The following is a 3,535-nucleotide window of genomic DNA, read 5'->3' on the forward strand; positions in this document are numbered from 1 at the left end:
AGCGGCTTGACCTGCTGGAACAGGCCGGTGGCCTCCAGCGTGTCCACGACCTTGGGGTCGATCGCCTGATCCAGATAGAGGATCGCGATGGCATCCTGCCCCACGCCCGAGCGGCCCAGGGTGAAGTTGGCGATGTTCACGCCATTCTTGCCCATGGTCATGCCCAGAAGGCCGATGATGCCCGGCACGTCGTCATTGGTGGTGTAAAGCATATGGGCACCGACTTCGGCGTCGATATTGATGCCCTTGATCTGGATGAAGCGCGGCTTGCCATCGGCAAAGCAGGTGCCCGCCACCGAACGCTCGCGCGTGTCGGTGACCATGGTGACTTTGATATAAGCATCAAAGGCGCCGGTCTTGTCTTGCCGGGTGGTCGAGATCTGGATGCCCTTGTCCTTGGCCACGATGGGCGCGGAGACAAGGTTCACATCCGGGTTCTGGGTTTTCAACACGCCCGCGATGACGGCCTGATTGAGCGCGGCCAGATTCATATCGGCCACGCGGCCATCATAAAGAATGTTGATGGCGCGGATCGGCTCTTCGGTCATCTGGCCGATGAAGGCGCCCAGATGGCTGGCAAGTTTGATCCAGGGCCCCATGACAGCGGCCTGTTCGGCGGTCACGTTGGGCATGTTCAGCGCGTTCGAGACGGCGCCGGTCAGCAGGTAATCGGCCATTTGCTCGGCCACTTGCAGGGCGACGTTTTCCTGCGCCTCGGTGGTGGCGGCGCCCAGATGCGGGGTGACCACGACATTGGGGTGGTTGAACAGCACGTTCTCGGTGGCGGGTTCGACCTCGAACACATCCAGCGCGGCCCCGGCGACATGGCCGCTGTCGAGGGCATCTTTCAGCGCGGCCTCGTCGATCAGGCCGCCACGGGCGCAGTTGATGATGCGCACGCCCTTCTTGGTTTTCGCAAGGTTCTCGCGCGACAGGATGTTGCGGGTCTTGTCGGTCAGCGGGACGTGGAGGGTGATGAAATCGGCGCGGTGCAGCAGCTCGTCCAGCTCCACCTTGGTGACGCCCAGTTGCTTGGCGCGCTCTTCGCTCAGGAAGGGGTCATAGGCCACAACCTTCATGCGCAGGCCCACGGCGCGGTCGCAGACGATGCCGCCGATATTGCCCGCGCCGATCACGCCGAGGGTTTTGTTGAACAGCTCGACGCCCATGAATTTCGATTTCTCCCATTTCCCGGCATGGGTGGAGACCGAGGCCTCGGGCAGTTGCCGGGCGATGGCGAACATCATGGCGATGGCATGTTCGGCGGTGGTGACCGAGTTGCCGAAGGGCGTGTTCATCACGATCACGCCTTTTTTCGACGCGGCCGGAATGTCCACATTGTCGACACCGATCCCGGCGCGGCCCACCACTTTCAGATTGGTGGCGTTTTCCAGCAGCTTTTCGGTGACCTTGGTGGCCGAGCGGATGGCGAGGCCATCATATTGGCCGATGATTTCGGCCAGTTTCTCTTTGTCCTTGCCGAGCTTCGGCATGTAATCGACCTCGACGCCACGGTCGCGGAAGATCTGGACGGCGGTTTCGGAAAGTTCGTCGGAAACGAGAACGCGGGGGGCCATTTGGGTATCCTCGGGATGCGTTTTGAGAATGGGGTGGAGGCGCGCCCCCACCCGGATGTCATGCAAAAGGCGCGCGGCTCAGGCCGCGACCGTCAGCGCCGCGATCTCGGCGTGGAAGGCGTATTCGATCCAGGGCATCAGGGCCGCCACATCGCTGGTTTCCACCGTGGCGCCGCACCAGATGCGCAGGCCCGCCGGAGCATCGCGGTAAGCGCCGGCATCCAGTGCCACGCCCGCCTTTTCCAGCCGCTTCGCCACGTTCTTGGCGAAGGTGGCGCCATCGGTGATGCGCGGATCGGTGAATTTCAGGCAGACGCTGGTGCAGGAGGCGATCTCGGGCGTCACGGCCAGATTGGCGATCCAGTCCTTGTCGGCGATGAAATCGGCGATGGCCTTGGCATTCGCCTCGGACCGCGCGATCAGGCCTTTCAGCCCGCCGATGGTTTGCGACCATTTCAGCGCCACGAGGTAATCCTCGACACAGAGCATCGAGGGCGTGTTGATGGTCTCGCCCACAAAGATGCCTTCGGAAATCTTGCCCTTGGAGGTCAGGCGGAAGATTTTCGGCAGCGGCCATGCGGGGGTATAGGTTTCCAGCCGCTCCACCGCGCGGGGGCTGAGGATCAGCACGCCATGGCCACCCTCGCCGCCCAGCACCTTCTGCCAGGAGAAGGTGGTGACATCCAGCTTGTCCCAGGGCAGGTCCATCGCGAAGGCGGCCGAGGTCGCGTCGCAGATGGTCAGGCCCGCGCGGTTGGCGGGGATCGCGTCGCCATTGGGCAGGCGGCAACCCGAAGTGGTGCCGTTCCAGGTGAAGACCACATCGCGGTCGAAATCGACGGTGGCGAAATCGACAATCTCGCCATAGGGCGCGATCTGCACCTTGGCATCCAGCTTGAGCTGTTTCACCACATCGGTGACCCAGCCTTCGCCGAAGGATTCCCAGGCCAGCATCTCCACCGGGCGGGCGCCCAGCAGCGACCACAGCGCCATCTCGACGGCGCCGGTATCAGAGGCGGGCACGATGCCGATGCGGTAATCCGCCGGCACGCCCAGAATTTCGCGGGTGAGGTCGATCGCCTCTTTCAGCTTCGATTTGCCCACAGCGGCACGGTGCGAGCGGCCCAGCGGCGCATCAGCAAGCATGTCGAGGGTGAAGCCGGGGATCTTGGCGCAGGGGCCAGAGGAAAAGCGCGGGTTGGCCGGGCGCAGTGCCGGGGCGATCAGATCAGCCATGGTATCCTTCCAGATAAACGCCCCTCGGTGGGGAGGGGTTTCCCACCGCCGTGCATATGCAACTGCGGCACGGCTGGCAAGCGGGAAATGTCGCAACTGCAAAACAAAGCGTCGCAGGTGGCCCGGCCTGTCGCGGGAAGGCGGCGTTTCCCGCTGCGGCGGGGCGGGAGAAGATGTGATCTGCCGGTGCCTTTATGCGGGAAAGGTTAATCTTTCGCGAAAAGCTGTTGCCTTGGAGGGCTTGGCGCAGTTTCTATCGCCAAATCTGCTCAATGCTTTGGCCCCGATTCTTGAAACGGCCCTGATAAAATGCTGCTGACTGCCATCACCCGCCTGACCGCCCTTGGCGCGCTTGTTCTGCTGAGCGCTTGCGCCGCCCCGCCCAGCTCCAACCCGACCTCCGCACCGGCGACGGTGCCGGGGTATGAAGGCGTGCAGGATGGCGAGTTCTTCATCGAACCCGTGCCCGCGCATTACCTGACCGGCACCATGCCGCGGGCGCAGGTGGCCTTCAACGGCGATGACGCGCCGGGCACCATCGTGGTCGATCCCTTCGCCCGCAACCTGTATTACGTCATGCCCGGCGGGCAGGCGATGCGCTATACCATCGCGGTGGGCCGGGCCGGTCTGGGGTTCCGGGGCAGTGCCACGGTGAACCGGAAGGAAGAGTGGCCTGCCTGGACACCCACCGCCAATATGGTGCGCACCTTCCCCGAAATGTA

At 63.5% G+C, this 3,535-nt stretch carries 2 protein-coding genes and 1 pseudogene; 1 reads left to right on the forward strand and 2 read right to left on the reverse strand.

Annotated features, from left to right (window positions below; all coding sequences use genetic code 11):
- The coding region (gene serA, locus JNN06_RS17590) for a phosphoglycerate dehydrogenase (RefSeq protein WP_291240892.1) at positions 1-1,577 on the reverse strand (1,577 nt) is incomplete at its 3' end.
- 78 nt (positions 1,578-1,655) lie between these two features.
- The gene (locus JNN06_RS17595) at positions 1,656-2,813 is read right to left on the reverse strand and encodes a phosphoserine transaminase (RefSeq protein WP_291240893.1); all 1,158 of its coding nucleotides are present in this window, start codon (positions 2,811-2,813) and stop codon (positions 1,656-1,658) included.
- A gap of 309 nt (positions 2,814-3,122) precedes the next feature.
- Between JNN06_RS17595 and JNN06_RS17600 the strand changes: the two are divergent.
- Positions 3,123-3,535: pseudogene (locus tag JNN06_RS17600) on the forward strand (L,D-transpeptidase); the annotation flags it as partial.

The sequence above is a fragment of the Gemmobacter sp. genome (assembly GCF_016792925.1).
GTDB lineage: Bacteria > Pseudomonadota > Alphaproteobacteria > Rhodobacterales > Rhodobacteraceae > Gemmobacter.

Bases quoted from the DNA above. Each gene is read 5' to 3' on its own strand.
- JNN06_RS17595 (WP_291240893.1), bottom strand. From the start codon at position 2,813: ATGGCTGATCTGATCGCCCCGGCACTGCGCCCGGCCAACCCGCGCTTT.